Source organism: Streptomyces otsuchiensis, assembly GCF_004305975.1.
Classification (GTDB): Bacteria; Actinomycetota; Actinomycetes; order Streptomycetales; family Streptomycetaceae; genus Streptomyces; species Streptomyces otsuchiensis.
Genome location: NZ_BHZI01000150.1, coordinates 1 through 14,879, shown reverse-complemented (window position 1 = coordinate 14,879; position 14,879 = coordinate 1). Strand labels below are relative to the sequence as shown.

The window sequence follows — 14,879 nt, the reverse complement described above, 5'->3', positions numbered from 1 at the left end:
GGGCGGGCGCGGGCGGACGGCCCGGCGGCGGGCGGTGCCCCGGCGTCCGGGACGCCGGGGCACGCGGACGGCCGCCGGAACCGTGGGATCACCGGTCCCGTGAGTCCCGTGACGTCACGGGACTCACGGGACTCATGGGACCGATGAGGTCACGGCGACCGTGAGGTCACCGGTCCCGGTCCCGTGCGGCCGCCCGCGCGAACGCCGTTACGGCGTGGTGCCGTCGAGCTGCTTGGGCACGCCCAGCCTGGACAGCGGGGTGTCGGCCAGGCCCTGTGCCCGGACGGCCTCCAGCAGGCCCTGGAGCTGCCCGGTGTGCTCGCCGCCGCCGGAGATGAGGCGGCCGAGCAGTCCGGCGAGGGTGAGGTCGCGCAGACCGCTCGCTCCCATGCCGGCGAGCATCCCGGTGATGTCGTCGGTGAAGGTCGAGTTCTTGGCGTCCAGCCACGGGCCGGCCATGGCCTGCGCCCGGTCGGAGTTGTCGACGAACGCGTCCACGCTCTTGCCCGCGGAGATGGCGCCGATGAGCCGGTCGAAGAAGACGGAGTCCCCTCCGACGATGTCGATCTTGGCGTTCTCCAGGCCGGTGGCGATGAGGGTGGCCTGGGCCTCGGCGATCTTGTGGTGCACGTCGATGCCGGCGATCCGGACCTCCTTCTCCGCCTCCAGGCGCAGCCGGTACTCCTCGTGCTCCCGGCTGGCGGCGTCGAGGGCTGCCATCGCGGCGGCCTTCTCGGTGAGGCCGGTGGCCTCCGCCTGCATCTTCTCGCGCATGCCGGTCGCCTCGGCCTGCATCTTCTCCTTGAGACCGTCGGCCTCGGCCTGGAGCTGCTCGCGCATGCCCTCGGCCTCGGCGACGCGCTTCTGACGGTCGACCTCGGCCTCGGCGGCGCCGACCTTGGCGATGGCCTCGGCGTTGCGCTCGCGCACCTGGGCCTCGGCGAGACCCTCGGCCGCGGCCTCGGCCTGCTTGCCCTCGGCCATCCGGATGGCGGCCTGGGCGTCCAGCTCGGCGGCCTTGCGCCGTGCCTCGGCCATGGTCAGTTCCTCGGCGGCCCGGTGGGTGGCGGACTGCTCGGCGGCCTCGGCCGCCTTGATGTCCTTGACCAGCCGCTCCTGGGCCTCCGCCTCGGCGGTGATGATCAGGGCCTGACGGTCGCGCTCCGCCTCCTCGACGGCGCGCAGCTTCTTGATCTCCTCCTCCTGCTGCGCGACGGTCTTCTCGACGGCGATCCGCTCGCGGATGACGTCGGCGATGTCGCGGCGCTCGCCCTCCAGTTCCTTGTCCTTGGCGATGCGCTGGAGTTCGGTCTCGCGCTCGCGGGAGATGACCTCCAACTGGCGGTCCTTCTCGATCCGCTCGTTCTCCACGGCGACGACCCGCTCGCGGTTGAGCTGCGCGACGGCGACCTCACGGGCGCGGTTCTCGTTCTGGACGCCGATCTGTTCCTCGGTCTTGATCGCGGCGGTCTGGGAGCGCAGCCGCTCCTCGGCCTGCACGCGGGCGACCTCGGCCTCCTCGCGGGCGCGCACCGACTCGACTTCGCGGTTCTGCTTGATCTCCGCGTCGGCCTGACGCCGTTCGAGTTCCAGGACGGCTTCGCGGGCGTCGACGTTCTGCCGGGTGATCTCCTTCTCCTCGTTCCGCCGGAACTCGTTGGTGAGGATGTGCTGCGCGGCGGTGAGTTCGGTGATCTTCCGGATGCCCTGGGCGTCCAGGATGTTGTTCTTGTCGAGGTGGCTGAGCGGGGTCTGCTCCAGATAGTCGACGGCGACGTCTTCGAGGCGGTAGCCGTTGAGGTCACGGCCGATCTCGTTGATGATTCGCTGCTTCAGTTCGTCGCGCTTGTCGTAGAGCGCCTCGAACTCCAGCTGCTTGCCGACGGTCTTCAGCGCCTCGGAGAACTTGGCGTTGAACAGCAGCTGCAGGGTGTCCTGATTGCTGGCCCGCTCGGTGCCGATCGACTGGGCGACCTTGATGACGTCCTCGATCGTGTTGTTGACCCGGACGTAGAAGGAGATCCTGATGTCGGCGCGGATGTTGTCGGCGCAGATGAGGCCGTCACTGCCGACCCGGCTCAGTTCCAGGGTCTTGACCGAGATGTCCATGATCTCGGCCTTGTGGAGCACGGGCAGGACGACGGTGCCGGTGAAGGTGACGTCGACCTTCCGCATCTTGGAGACGATCAGCGCCTTGCCCTGTTCCACCTTGCGGAACAGGCGGGTGAGCGCGAACAGCAGCACCAAAAATATGAGCAGGCCGACGGCGATGAGCACGCCGATTCCTTGGCTGATGGGAGCGTCCATCCTGGTACGTCCTTCGTCTGGTCGAGCGGGTCGGTGGAGCGGGCCGGGCGCCGTCTGCGGCGCGGCGCGGCCGGGGTGACCGGGCGCTCAGCCGAGCGGGTCGGCGGCGGCTCCGGCCGGGGCGACGCGGAAGAAGTCAGCTTCGGCGTCGTAGTCGTAGATGAGTGCGTGGCTCCCGGCCGGAATCGGCTCGGGTTCCTCGGAACGGATGTCGATCAGCGCGGTCCCGCCGTCGGCGGCGGTGACCAGGCCCTGGCCGAACCGGCCGGGCGCGCAGCCGACGCGGACCTCGCAGACCAGGCCGACGAAGTCGGCGTTCCGGCCGGCGGAGGTGGTGTGCAGCATGCGGCGCAGCGGTTTGGCCAGCAGCCAGGTGACGTGCCAGCCGATGTAGAGCGCCAGCAGCAGGAAGCCGAAACGCACCAGGGTGTGGTCGAAGAGCACCGTACCGACGAGGCACACGAACCAGGCGACGGCGATGACCAGCGACAGCACCACGGTGACGGGGACGCCGCCGAGGCCGAGCGCGGTCATGAATCCGGTGAATCCGCCGGCCGCGCCACCGGAATCCGAGGCGTCGGTCGTATCGGCGTCGAAGATCTCACCGGCGAGTCCGGTGACGGCGGCGAAGAGCCAATAGGCGATGACCACGAGGAGTGGGAACGTGAACACGACGGCGGGAAAATCCAGCGCCGCCGAGACGAACTCCCCCATGGAACCGATCCCCCTGTCACCTGATGCGTCAGTTATACGCCACCGCCCCGCGCGATGAACCCGGTGGGGACGGCTCCGGTGCACAGTGGTGACATGTCCGTGACCTGAGGCCATGACACCGGGAGGCGGGCCGGCTCCGCGTCGCGTCCATCCGGGAAGAACACAGGTCGGACGAGTTTCCACGGGGATGAGAAGCGGCCGGATTCAGCCGCCCGGCGTGATCGCGGGCATGTGCTTTTTCCCGCCTCTTCGGCGTTCACGCTGTGATCTAGGTCATCTGGGTGCCGGGTGACGGCGTGGGCTACAGTGTCCGAAATGGTGTGCCGGGAAGCCTGGTCGGCGACGTCCTCAGTCGATCGCGAAAGGTTTCCCGTGCCCCTCTCGTACTCTCACCGAGCCCCTGTGCTGCGAGCTGCCTCACCGCCGCCGGGGATGTCGGCAGGCGATCTCCCGCCGCTCCCCGGTCACGCACCGCGGTGGGCCTGGGTGACCTCGTGAGCCTTGTTCTCCTTCTCTCCTCAGCCGCGCTACTCGCTCTGCTCGCCCCCGTCGTCGCCGCGTTGCTCGGCCCGCGGGCGGGCTGGGTCCTGGGGGGAGGGCTCGCGGCGCTGACCGCCGCCGCCGCGAGCATGTACCCGGGATCGAGTGTCCGGGCCGAGAGTCTCAGCTGGATACCGTCCATCGACGTGGCGCTCCGTCTCGAACTGGACGGTCTGTCGTACCTCTTCGCCCTGGTGGTGCTCGGCGTCGGCGCGGTCGTCATGCTGTACTCGGCCGCCTATGTGACGCGCGCGGCGGTCGGCTTCTACACGCTGATGGTCTTCTTCGCTTTCGCGATGCTCGCTCTGGTATTGGCCGACGACATCGTCGTGATGTTCGTGGCATGGGAGCTGACCACGCTCTGCTCCTATCTGCTGATCCTCCGTTCCTCCCCGGCGGCGGGGCCCGCAGCGGGACGCACGCTTCTGGTGACCGCCGCGGGCGGACTGGCGTTGCTGGGCGCGGTGGGCGCGCTGGTGGTCCGCACCGGGACCACCGACCTCGGCGCGATCCTCTCCGATCCGGTCTGGGCGGAGGACCCGCTCTTCAGCGGCACGGTGGCGGCCCTCGTCGCGGTGGCGGCGATGACCAAGGCGGCGCAGTTCCCCTTCCACGCCTGGCTGCCGGACGCCATGGTCGCCCCCGCGCCGGTGAGTGCCTATCTGCACGCGGCCGCGATGGTCAAGGCCGGAATCTACCTGCTGATGCGGTTCAGTGACGCCGCCTCCTCGACGTGGGTGTGGCCGGCCCTGCTGGTGACGTTCGGGCTGCTGACCGCGGTCATGGGGGCCGTGTTCGCCTTGCAGCGCACGGACCTCAAGGAGCTGCTGGCGTACTCCACGGTGAGTCAGCTGGGTCTGCTGGTCGCGGTGATCGGTGTCGGTACCCCGGAGGCGCTGACCGCCGCCGCGGTGCACGTCGTCGCGCACGCCCTGTTCAAGAGCTCCGGCTTCATGTTCGTCGGGCTGGTGGAGAAGAGAACCGGGACCCGGGACATCCGTGAGCTGCGCGGCCTGGCGCGGGGAATGCCGGCCACAGCGGCCATGGCCGTGCTGGCCATGGCGAGTATGGCCGGCCTGCCCCCGCTCCTCGGCTTCGTGAGCAAGGAGCTGGTCTTCGAATCCATGCTGCACGCCCCGGCGGGGCGGGCGGTGGGACTGGTGGTCGCTCTGACCGCGATGGTGGCGGCCGTCGGCACCGTCGCGTACAGCGCGCGGGTGCTGGTCACCACGCTGCCCGGCGACGGGGACCGGGTGAAGCCGGCGCGCGGCACCGTCTCGATGTCGGCGGCGGTGGCCGTGACCGCGATGGCCGGGGCCGTGGCCGGCGTCCTCGTCGGGTTCCTCGACCCGCTGGTGCTGCCTGCGGCGGCCGACGCCGCGGGCGTCCCCGAGGCGGAGATCTACGGGCTGTCCCTGTGGCACGGCCTGAACGCGGCTCTGCTGCTGTCCGCGGTCGCCGTCGCCGGGGGCGCGCTCCTGGTCTGGCGGCGCGACCGGGTGGACGCCGCTCTGGCACGGCCCCTCTTCCCCTTCACCGGGGTGCGGGCGGTCACCCGGGCCCAGACCATGATCATCGACAGCGGCCGTCGCGTGGGCGACCTCACCCGCACCGACGCCCCGGCGGCCCACCTGGCGGTACCGATCGCAGTCGTATCCGCGGTGGGCGCGTTCGCCGCGCTGTGGACGACAGGCTGGCGGACCTGGGGTGAGGGGGTGGCGCTGGCGGACGCCGGCCTGACGCTCATGCTGGTGGCCGGCATCGTCGCGGCGGTGGCGTCCCGGACCCGACTCGGCGCGGTCATGGCCGCGGGTGTCGTCGGGTTCACGGTCGCCCTCTGGTTCTTCGCGCTGGGCGCCGCGGATGTCGCACTCACCCAGCTGCTGGTGGAGATCCTGACGGTGCTCGTCATGGTCCTGGTGATCCGCAGGCTGCCGCGTGGGTTCCGGCCGCGTGCCGTGCGGCGTCGCGTGACCACCGGCGTGCTCGCGGTCGGGAGCGGTCTCGTGGCCACGGTCGGCGTGCTCGCGCTCACCGGCCACCGCCCGCTGTCGGCCGCGGGTGAGTACTTCCTGCGCGAGGCGGAGAACGAGACCGGCGGTACCAACGTCGTCAACACCATCCTGGTCGACTTCCGGGCCCTGGACACCTTGGGCGAGCTGGTGGTGCTGGGCGTCACCGCGCTTGCGATGTCCGCGCTGCTGACCGCGCGGACGCCGGTGGGAGGCTCCCCGGCCGTCTCCGGTCCCGGGCCGCTGGGCGACCCGACGCTCAACTCCGTCTTCCTGCGGACGCTCGCCAGGCCGCTGGTGCCGCTGATGCTGCTGGTGTCGCTGTACGCGCTGCTGCGTGGCCATTCGGCGCCCGGCGGCGGGTTCATCGCCGCGCTCATCGGTGCCTCCGCGCTGGGGCTGCTCTACCTCGCCGCGCCCTCGGACACCGCGGCGCCGCTGCGATTGCCCTACCTGGCCATCACCGGGGCAGGCATCGTGGTGGCGGTCGGCACCGGGCTCCTCGGGCTCGTCGACGGATCGTTCCTGCGACCGCTGCACGCGGACGTGCTGGGCGTCCACCTGACCACCGCCCTGATCTTCGACGTCGGTGTCTATCTCGCGGTCTTCGGCGTCATCCTGGCCGCGGTGAACCTCCTGGGCGTCCCCCAGGCTTCCGGCGGGCCTCCCCCGAGGCAGGACACGTCTGACACCGACCGGTCGGAGGAGGCCCCGCGATGATGCTTGCCCTGTCAGTCGGAGCGCTGGTGGCGGGTGCCGTCTATCTGATGCTCGACCGGACGTTCCTGCGGGTGGTGATCGGCTTCGTGCTGTTGAGCCACGCGGTCAACCTGACTCTGTTCGGCTCGGGTGGTCTCTTCCGGCGGGAGGAGCCGCTCGGCTCCGGCCCCGACCCGCTGGTCACCGCCGACCCGCTGCCCCAGGCGTTCGTGCTCACCGCGATCGTCATCGCCTTCGCCATCACGGTGTACCTGCTGGTTCTGGCCGTCACCGGCCGCGAGAAAGAGGACGAGGAGACGGACGCATGAGCCCCACCCTGCTACCGCTGCTGGTAGGGCTCCCCCTGGCAGCGGCCGGCACCACCGCCATGGCACGTCAGGGTGCCCGCTGGGTGCCGGGCGTCCTGGTCACCTTCCTTTCGGTCAACGTCCTCGCGGCACTCTGGCTGGTGCTCTCGACCCACACCGGCGACGTCCTGGCGCACGGCGTGGGTCTGTGGCCGGGTGGCATCGCCATCCCGTTCGTCGCGGACACCCTCTCGGCGCTGATGCTGCTCGTCACCAGCGTGCTGTCCCTGGTGTGCGTCGCCTTCGCTCTCACCTCGGAGCTGGGCACCGTGCGCCTGTTCGCACCACTGGTCCTGGTGCTGACGGCCGGGGTGAACGGAGCGCTGCTCACCGCCGACCTGTTCAATCTCTTCGTCTTCATCGAAGTGATGCTGTTGCCCTCCTACGGGCTGCTCATCCTCGCGCGGCGGGGTGAGGGGACTCTGGGCTCCGTCACCGGCTCCCGGCTGTACGTGACCTTCAACCTCTTCGTCTCGACCGTCTTCCTCGCCGGTGTGGCGTTCGTCTACGGCTCCGCCGGCACGGTCAACCTGGCGGAACTGGCCGGAGCGGCGGCCCAGTCGCCCGCGGTCTCCGCCGCCACGGCGCTGTGTCTGTTCGCGCTGGGGATGAAGGCGGCCACGGTCCCCACGCACGGCTGGCTGGCACGGACCTACCCCTCCACCTCCCCGGCCGTGACCGCCCTGTTCTCGGGGTTGCACACCAAGGTGGCGATCTACGCGATCTACCGCGTCTACGCGATGGTCTTCGAGGGTGACCAGCGCTACCTCTGGATCGGCGTGGTGGTCTTCAGCGCCACCATGGTCGTGGGTGTGCTCGGTGCGGTCGGCGAGGACACGATGCGGTCGATCCTGGCCTTCCACATGGTGAGCCAGATCGGCTACATCCTGCTGGGGGTGGCGCTGTTCACCCCGGCCGGTCTGGCCGCCGGAATCTTCTACCTGCTCCACCACATGATCGTGAAGGCGTCGCTCTTCCTGTCGGCGGGCGCCATCGAGGTCCGCGCCGGCACCGGCCGCCTCGACCGGCTGACCGGCTTCGCGAGACGGGAACCACTGCTCGCGGCCGCCTTCCTGATGGCCGCGCTCTCCCTGGCCGGCCTGCCACCCTTCTCCGGCTTCGTGGCGAAGCTGACCCTCATCCTCGCGGCCCTGGACGCGGGCCAGGTCGCGGCAGCCGTCTGCGCGATCGCGGTGAGTCTGGTGACGCTGCTGTCCATGCTGAAGATCTGGAACGCGGTGTTCGTCTCCCCCGATCCGGAGCCCGGCCCGGAGAGCCGGGAGCTGTCCTCCGGCGGACCGGCGGCACCGGAGGAGGCCGGGGGCACGGTCACCGTCGCCGCCGAGCCGACACGCGTCGGGGTGAAAGCGGCGCTGCCCGCCCTGGCCCTGGCGGTGATCACGCTCGGGCTCGGGCTCGGCGCGGAGACCCTGCTGTCGGTCGTGACAGTGGCGGCCGAGGGACTCATAGACACCGCGCCCTACGTCGAGGCGGTGCTGGGATGACGGCGTATCTGACCCTGCCCTGGCGGGTGGCCGCTTTCGCGCTCTGGTTCGCGGGGGAAGTGGTCACCTCCTCCTACGCCGTGCTCTCCGACGCCGTGACGCCCGGCTTCCGCTTCGAGCCACGCGTCGTCCGCATGCCGCTGGACTCCCGGTCCGACGCGCAGGTGACGCTCATCGCGTCCCTCATCACCCTGACGCCGGGAACCCTCACGCTCGGCGTCGTCCCGGGCACGGACGGGGCACGAGAGCTCCTGGTCCACTCGATGTACCACCACGACACAGGCGAGGCCCTGCACGACCTCCGGGACATGGAGCGGCGGATGTTGCGGGCCCTCACCGTGAAAGGCGCACCATGATCGGTCTCGACATCGCGGCGGCCTGCTGTGGGGTGGCCGTGCTCGTGTCCGCCTACCGCATCGTCAGAGGCCCGACGCCCGCGGACCGGGCCGTCGCCGCCGACCTGCTCTCGTTCTCCGTGATCGGGCTCATCGCCCTGGTGGGCACACGGCTGCACAGCGGCGCGACCATGGACCTGGTGCTGGTGGCGACGCTGGTGGCCTTCCTCGCCGCCGTCTCCCTGGCGCGCGCGCTGACCAGAGGGGTGCGCTGACCATGGTGTTCGAGGTCATCGGACAAGTCGTCGCGGTGCTGGGCGGCCTGGTCTTCGTCGCGGCGGCGCTGGGGCTGCACCGCCTGCCCGATCCCTACATGCGGACATCGGCGGTCGCCACGGCCGCGGGAATCGGCGTGGCCTTCGTCGTCGTCGGCACGGCCCTGACCGATCCCTCGCTGTCGACCGGGTTCAAGGTGGCGCTGGCCGTCGTTCTCCAGCTGGCGACATCGGCGGTCGGTGGCATGACGCTGGCCCGGGCCGCCGTGCTGTCCGGGCACGATTTCGTGCCGACGACGGACACCGCCGAACTGCGGGAGCACGGCGAGGGACCCGGCGGGGACCGGGACTGAACCGGACCGAACCGGAGGCGAGCCGGCCGCCGCGGACGCCCCCGCCCCCCGCCTCCGGTACAGGGGGTGTTTTCGGCCTCGTTGGCCGTCCGGATCAGGGACGGACCAGCAGTCGCAGTTCGAAGCTGTAGCGCGACGCGCGGTAGAGGTGTGAGCCGTACTCGACGGCCCGGCCGGTGTCGTCGTACGCGGTGCGCTCCATCGTCAGCAGCGGGGCGCCGGTCGCCTCGCCGAGCAGGGTTCCCTCATCGGCGGTCGCGGAACGGGCACCGATCCGCTGCCGCGCACTGTGCAGCGTGACCCCGGCCGCGCGCAGCAAACGGTATAGACCAGTCGCCTCCAACTCGCCCTCCCGTGGCTGGATCAGGCCCTCCGGCAGGTAGTTCCGGAGCCGCGCGATCGGCTCTCCGTGAGCCAGCCGGAGCCGTTCCACGAGGTGCACCTGGACCTCCTTGTCGAGGCCGAGCGCCGCCGCGACCTCCGGCGGCGCGATGACGTGCTCGATCCGCAGCACCCGCGTGGCAGGCCGCTGACCTGCGGTTTCCAAGTCCTCGTAGAGGCTGCTCAGTTCGAGCGGGCGCTTGATCTGGCTGTGCACAACCTGAGTACCTACCCCACGTCGCCGGATCAACAGCCCCTTGTCCACAAGTACTTGTATCGCCTGGCGTACCGTAGGCCGCGACAGGCCGAGGCGGGTGGCAAGTTCGATCTCGTTGCCCAGCAGCGAACCGGGCAGCAGCCTGCCCTGCTCGATGGCCTCTTCCAACTGCTGGGAGAGCTGGAAGTAAAGGGGAACCGGGCTGCCGCGGTCCACACTGAGCCGAAGCTCGGCTGCTTCGTTCCTCGTCATCGCCATATCTCCCGATCGTAGAGCCCGCGTTGCTCAAATGTTAAGACAACAGGTCTTTACGTCGTCCTGTCGTTATGAAACTCTCGCGAAACACTTCACCAAGGAGAAGTCTCATGAGTGTGCTCACCAGACGTGCTGTGGCGGTCACCGGCGCCGCGGCCGTGACGCTCGTCCTCGCTGCCTGCGGCGAGTCGGGTGGCGACTCCGGCTCCGGCTCCACCCTCAAGATCTCCGCGAACGCCGTGGCGGGCGGCAAGAACGAGCAGGAGGCCAAGTGGATCGAGGAGTGGGTCATACCCAAGTTCGTCGAGAAGAAGAAGGCTGACGGCGAAGAGGTCAAGGTCACCTTCGAGCCCAGCGGTGTCGACGACGAGCAGTACAAGACCAAGCTGGCACTGGACCTCCAGGGCGGCTCCGGGCCGGACATCATGAACCTGGACGGTATCTGGATCGGCGAGTTCGCCCAGGCCGGGTACATCAAGCCGCTGCCCGAGGTCGTCACCCAGGCGGACTTCTGGGACGGCTGGGACCAGATCCCCGACTCCGTGCAGAAGCTGGGCTCGTTCGAGAACGAGCGCTACGGCATCCCCGCCGGCACCGACGGCCGCGTCCTCTACTACAACAAGGACCTCTTCGAGCAGGCCGGCCTCGACCGCGACTGGCAGCCCACCAGCTGGGACGAGATGATCGAGGCGGCCGAGGCGCTCAACGGCCTCGACGGCGTCACCCCGATCCAGCTCAACGCCGGTACGGCGATGGGCGAGGCGACCACCATGCAGGGCTTCCTGCCGCTGCTGGCCGGCGCCGGCGAGCACATCTGGGACCGCGGCAAGTGGCGCGGCGACAGCGAGGCCGTGACCGAGACCCTCGCGCTCTACGAGACGATCTACGGTGACGGCCTCGGTGACCCCCTCCTCCAGCAGGAGGCCCAGGGCCGCGACAAGTCCTTCGAGCAGTTCGCCGACAACCGCATCGGCATCCTGCTGGAGGGCGACTACTTCTGGCGCAGCGTGGTGAGCCCCGACACCGGCATCGCGCCGATGGAGGACCGCGACGAGGTCGTCGGCTACGCCAAGATCCCGGCCATCGAGCCCGGCGGCGGCATCCACGGCCAGGACTTCGCCTCCATGTCCGGTGGTTCGGCGCGGGTGCTCAACCCCGAGACCGACAACCCGGAGCTGGCCTTCGAGCTGCTGACCTTCATGAACTCCGAGGAGGCCGTCAAGGCGCTGCTCGACGGTGAGGCCCGCATCACCGCCCGCACCGACGTCAACGAGGAGGTCCTCGCCGACGACCCGATGCTGAAGTTCGTCTCGGACGAGGTCCTGCCCGTGACCGCGTACCGCCCCGGCCTCGCCGACTACACGCGCGTCTCGACCCTGCTCCAGGAGGCCACCGCCGCGGTCGTCTCCGGCAGCAGCGCCGAGGAGGCCGCGGAGGCCTACCGCGGCAAGCTGGAAGGAGTCGTCGGCGGTGCCGGAAACATCACCAACTGACACCAGCACCGGCACGCTGGGCAACGGTTCGAAGGGGCGCCCGTCCGCGGGCGCCCCCGCCGCCCGCGAGTCGGGCGGCGACGCGGCCGGACTCGGCCGCCGCCGGGCGGCGGGCTTCGTCGCCCCCTCGCTGCTGCTGATCACCGCGTTCCTGCTCTTCCCCGCGCTGTGGACCATCTACCTCGGCCTGACGGACTACCGGCTCACCGGATTCGCCGCGGCCGACCCCCAGATGGTCGGGCTGGACAACTTCACCAACGCGATCGGCGACGACCGGTTCTCCAACTCCCTGGTGCTCACGCTCCAGTTCGTGCTGGGCTCCGCCGTCCTCGGCCAGGCCGTCATCGGCTTCACCATCGCCTGGCTGATGCGCAACCGCACCGGGGCGCTGCGGCGCACCGTCGAGGCGCTCGTCCTGCTGGCGTGGATCCTGCCCAGCTCGGTGATCACCTTCCTGTGGATCGCCCTGCTGGACCGCGACGGCGGAACGTTCAACGCGCTCATCAACACCCCGGGTACCGCGTGGCTGCTGGAATACCCGATGGCGTCGATCATCGTGTTCAACATCTGGAAGGGCGCCGCCTTCTCCATGATGCTGTACGCCGCCGCGATCGGTAACGTGCCGCCCTCGCACCTGGAGACCGCGCGCCTGGCCGGGGCGAGTACCTGGCAGCAGCTGCGCGACGTCGTCTTCCCCCGCATCAAGGGCCACATCCTGACCAACCTGCTGCTGATCAGCCTGTGGACCTTCAACGACTTCACCCCGTTCCTGCTGACGGCGGGTGGGCCGGAAGACCGCACCGAGATCATGCCGGTGTTCATCTACAAGATCGCGTTGCAGAGCGGTGAACTCGGCTTCGGCGCGGCGATCTCGGTACTGATGCTGCTGATCAACCTGGTGATCGCACTGGTCTACGTGCGGCTGCTCAGGCAGCGGAAGGACAAGACCGCATGACGCGCCCCACCGAACCCCACGCCACACCCGCGCCGCCGCACGACGAGCGGGGGCCGCGGGAGCAGTCCGGCGAACCCGCCACCGCGGCCGGACCGTCCCGCTCCGACGGGCCGCAGCACGCCCGCCGCGACTCGCCCGAGCGGGAGGCGGCCAAGCAGCAGGCGCGCAAGGCCGTCGCCGGCATCGGCTTCTACACCTTCATCAGCCTGCTGCTGGCGTTCTTCGCCCTGCCGCTGCTGTGGCTGGCGACGGCGCCCTTCGACAGCTCCCCCGGACTGTCGGTCTCCGTACCCGACTTCACCCTGCAGAACTTCCAGGTGATGTGGGACAACCCGTACGCGCTGCGGTCGATCGGCAACTCGATCATCCTGGCCGGCGGCACCGGCCTGCTGGTGGTCGTCTTCGCGGCGCTCGCCTCGTACGCGCTGAGCCGGGTACGGCTGCCGGGCCGGGACATGCTGCTGTACGTCCTGCTGCTGCTGTCCTCCATCGTCACCGGCACGGCCGCGATGGTGCCGCTGTTCAACCTCGCCACCGAGCTGAAGCTGATCGACTCCCAGCTGGGCGTCATCCTCATCCTCACCGGCGGCCTGCTGCCCAGCGCCATCTTCATCCTCAAGGACTTCATGGACGGCACGCCGCAGTCCTACGAGGAGTCCGCGCGGGTGTTCGGCGCCTCGCCGCTGCAGATCGTCCGGCACATCGTGGTCCCGATCGTGCGGCCGGGCCTGGCCACCATCGCCGTCTGGTCGGTGGCCCAGGTGTGGGGCAACTTCCTGATCCCCTTCCTGCTGCTGCGCTCGCCGGAGAAGTCCCCGGCAGCCGTGGTGATGTACACGTTCTACACCGAGGGCGGGCAGGCCAACCTGGCCCTGATCTCCACCTTCTCCCTGCTCTACTCCGTTCCAGTGATCCTGATGTTCCTGTTCGTCAGTTCCCGGTACGGATTCCGTTTCCACGGAGGTATCAAGCGCTGATGGCAGCCATCACCATGGGTCAGCTGACCAAGGTCTACCCGGGCGGTGTCCGGGCCCTGAACGAGATCGACCTCACCGTCGAGGACGGGGAGTTCTTCGCGCTGCTCGGGCCCTCCGGCTGCGGCAAGACGACCCTGCTGCGCACCATCGCCGGCCTGGAGGAGTCCAGCGGCGGCAGCATCAGGATCGGCGAGAACGACGTCACCAGCACCCCGCCCGGGCGCCGGGACGTGGCGATGGTCTTCCAGGACTACGCGCTCTTCCCGCACATGACGGTGACCGACAACATCGCCTACCCGCTGAAGATCAAGAAGGTCGCGGGCAGGGAGCGGACGGTCAAGGCCGCCGAGACCGCGGCCGAACTCGGCCTCAGCGACTACCTGGAGCGCCGTCCCGGCCAGCTCTCCGGCGGCCAGCAGCAGCGGGTGGCCCTCGCCCGCGCCATGGCCTGCCACCCGAAGGTGTTCCTCTTCGACGAGCCGCTGTCCAACCTCGACGCCCGGATGCGTCTGGAGGCGCGCACCTTCCTCAAGCGGCTCCAGCGCGAACTGGGCGTCACCACGGTCTTCGTGACCCACGACCAGGCCGAGGCCCTGGCGCTCGCCGACCGCATCGCGGTCATGGAGGGCGGGAAGATCCGCCAGCTGGGCACCCCCTCGGAGGTCTTCCGGCGGCCGGCCAACACCTTCGTCGCGTCCTTCATCGGCTCCACGCCGATGAACCTGCTCGACGGAGTGGTGCGGGCGCAGGGCGTCGAGGTCGGCGACCAGCTGCTGCCGGTCCCCGTCGGTCTGGGCGACCACCTCGTCGAGGGCGAGAAGGTCGTCTACGGCATCCGGCCCGAGTACCTGGGCCACGCCCCGGCGGCCGTCCCCGGCTCACTCGGCGGCGAGGTCCGCGTCGTGGAGAACCTCGGCAGCGCGCAGCTGGTGACCCTGGAGGGCTCCGCCGGCTTCGTGCAGCTCGTCGTCAACGAGGACACCCCGGTGGCCATCGGTGACCACGGCTACGCCGTGCCCCGTCAGGACCGGGTGCTGCTCTACCGCGACGGTGACCTGATCACCGGCGGCGCCGACCCCTCGGGGCTGTCCGCCGACGCTCCGAGCCTCGCCAAGGGCCCGGCGTGAGCGGCGACGTCACCGTCCTCCGCGGTCGCTGGTCCCTCCAGGACCGGCTGGACGCGATCCTCCGGGAGCTGCCTTTCGAGGTGGCTCCCGGGGCCGCGGGCATCACCGTGGAGCTGGAGTTCGACCGGGAAGCGGGCGTGCTGGACCTCGGCTGCGACGGGGCCTCGGCCTTCCGCGGCTGGTCCGGCGGCGCCCGCGACACCTACACCGTGACCCCCGAGTGGGCCACCCCCGGCTATCTCCACGGAGAGCTGGAACCCGGCGTCTGGAACGTGCTGCTGCGGCTGCACCGCGTCCCGCCGGGCGGGCTGGACTACACGGTGCGGATCACCACCCACACCACTCCCCCGCCCCGGCCTCCGGCAC

Annotated in this window: 13 protein-coding genes and 1 pseudogene; 11 read left to right on the top strand and 3 right to left on the bottom strand. The window is 70.1% G+C overall.

All coding sequences use genetic code 11. The features are described 5' to 3' along the window. Window positions 1-207 precede the first annotated feature (207 nt). Window positions 208-2,307, bottom strand: coding sequence for a flotillin family protein (locus E0D90_RS15665; protein ID WP_103500252.1), 2,100 nt, complete (start codon window positions 2,305-2,307; stop codon window positions 208-210). Window positions 2,308-2,394: 87 nt separating this feature from the next. Next, window positions 2,395-3,021 (bottom strand): hypothetical protein, encoded by a 627-nt coding sequence (locus E0D90_RS15660; protein ID WP_130798845.1) that lies wholly within the window; start codon window positions 3,019-3,021, stop codon window positions 2,395-2,397. A gap of 494 nt (window positions 3,022-3,515) precedes the next feature. Between E0D90_RS15660 and E0D90_RS15655 the strand changes: the two genes are divergently transcribed. From E0D90_RS15655 to E0D90_RS15630, 6 genes are read left to right on the top strand one after another with little or no spacing between them, the layout of a single operon-like run. Then, window positions 3,516-6,293: a DUF4040 family protein gene (locus E0D90_RS15655; protein WP_130798843.1), complete on the top strand. Its 2,778-nt coding sequence runs from the start codon at window positions 3,516-3,518 to the stop codon at window positions 6,291-6,293. After that, on the top strand, window positions 6,293-6,601 hold the full coding sequence (locus tag E0D90_RS15650; protein ID WP_227870249.1) for a sodium:proton antiporter: 309 nt from the start codon (window positions 6,293-6,295) through the stop codon (window positions 6,599-6,601). Before E0D90_RS15655 ends, E0D90_RS15650 begins: the two co-directional genes overlap by 1 nt. Then, window positions 6,598-8,145 carry a monovalent cation/H+ antiporter subunit D family protein gene (locus E0D90_RS15645; protein ID WP_103528793.1) on the top strand — a complete coding sequence of 516 codons (1,548 nt, stop codon included), beginning with the start codon at window positions 6,598-6,600 and terminating at the stop codon, window positions 8,143-8,145. Before E0D90_RS15650 ends, E0D90_RS15645 begins: the two co-directional genes overlap by 4 nt. After that, a complete protein-coding gene (locus tag E0D90_RS15640) occupies window positions 8,142-8,501 on the top strand; it encodes a Na+/H+ antiporter subunit E (RefSeq protein ID WP_130798841.1) in 360 nt (119 codons plus the stop codon). Before E0D90_RS15645 ends, E0D90_RS15640 begins: the two co-directional genes overlap by 4 nt. After that, on the top strand, window positions 8,498-8,755 hold the full coding sequence (locus tag E0D90_RS15635; RefSeq protein WP_103500257.1) for an MrpF/PhaF family protein: 258 nt from the start codon (window positions 8,498-8,500) through the stop codon (window positions 8,753-8,755). Before E0D90_RS15640 ends, E0D90_RS15635 begins: the two co-directional genes overlap by 4 nt. A 2-nt stretch (window positions 8,756-8,757) precedes the next feature. Then, the gene (locus E0D90_RS15630) at window positions 8,758-9,108 is read left to right on the top strand and encodes a cation:proton antiporter (protein ID WP_130798839.1); all 351 of its coding nucleotides are present in this window, start codon (window positions 8,758-8,760) and stop codon (window positions 9,106-9,108) included. 94 nt (window positions 9,109-9,202) lie between these two features. Here E0D90_RS15630 and E0D90_RS15625 read toward each other — a convergent pair whose 3' ends face one another. Beyond that, a complete protein-coding gene (locus tag E0D90_RS15625) occupies window positions 9,203-9,964 on the bottom strand; it encodes a GntR family transcriptional regulator (protein ID WP_307721147.1) in 762 nt (253 codons plus the stop codon). Window positions 9,965-10,071: 107 nt separating this feature from the next. Here E0D90_RS15625 and E0D90_RS15620 point away from each other — a divergent pair, with 107 nt between their 5' ends. The 5 genes and pseudogenes from E0D90_RS15620 to E0D90_RS15600 all read left to right on the top strand — a co-directional run. After that, a complete protein-coding gene (locus tag E0D90_RS15620) occupies window positions 10,072-11,454 on the top strand; it encodes an extracellular solute-binding protein (protein ID WP_103500259.1) in 1,383 nt (460 codons plus the stop codon). Next, window positions 11,432-12,409 (top strand): carbohydrate ABC transporter permease, encoded by a 978-nt coding sequence (locus E0D90_RS15615; protein ID WP_227870248.1) that lies wholly within the window; start codon window positions 11,432-11,434, stop codon window positions 12,407-12,409. The genes E0D90_RS15620 and E0D90_RS15615 overlap by 23 nt, the downstream gene beginning before the upstream one ends. Next, the gene (locus E0D90_RS15610) at window positions 12,406-13,386 is read left to right on the top strand and encodes a carbohydrate ABC transporter permease (RefSeq protein WP_130798836.1); all 981 of its coding nucleotides are present in this window, start codon (window positions 12,406-12,408) and stop codon (window positions 13,384-13,386) included. The genes E0D90_RS15615 and E0D90_RS15610 overlap by 4 nt, the downstream gene beginning before the upstream one ends. Then, window positions 13,386-14,513, top strand: coding sequence for an ABC transporter ATP-binding protein (locus tag E0D90_RS15605; protein ID WP_130798834.1), 1,128 nt, complete (start codon window positions 13,386-13,388; stop codon window positions 14,511-14,513). Before E0D90_RS15610 ends, E0D90_RS15605 begins: the two co-directional genes overlap by 1 nt. Then, a pseudogene (locus E0D90_RS15600) lies at window positions 14,510-14,879 on the top strand (PHP domain-containing protein); the annotation flags it as partial. The gene E0D90_RS15605 and the pseudogene E0D90_RS15600, both read left to right, overlap by 4 nt.